Source organism: Neokomagataea anthophila (assembly GCF_018122595.1).
In the GTDB taxonomy this organism is placed as follows: domain Bacteria; phylum Pseudomonadota; class Alphaproteobacteria; order Acetobacterales; family Acetobacteraceae; genus Gluconobacter; species Gluconobacter anthophilus.
Map to the genome: position 1 here is coordinate 1 of NZ_JAGRQH010000101.1, position 248 is coordinate 248.

At 47.6% G+C, this 248-nt stretch carries 1 protein-coding gene; it reads left to right on the plus strand.

All coding sequences use genetic code 11. The annotated features are described in order from the left end of the window. Positions 1 to 248, plus strand: a 248-nt coding sequence (locus KB213_RS12220; RefSeq protein ID WP_456306880.1) for a homocitrate synthase/isopropylmalate synthase family protein, incomplete at both ends; no start/stop codon positions are given.

Consider the following 248-nt stretch of genomic DNA (forward strand, 5'->3'; position numbering starts at 1 on the left):
ATTATGACACCAGATAGTGTTGGTTGGACTAAAACGTCTCTGGTGCTGGGCAAGCATTCAGGTCGTGCGGCCTTCCGTGATAAGCTGGCACAATTGGGTTATGCAGAGCTGGATGATACCGCGTTGATCGCGGCATTTACAAGCTTTAAAGATTTGGCTGATCGCAAAAAGGATGTGTTTGATGATGACATTCTTGCGTTGGTCGATGTTGAGAGCCGTGATCACGTTCTTGTTCGTCTGTTTGCGCT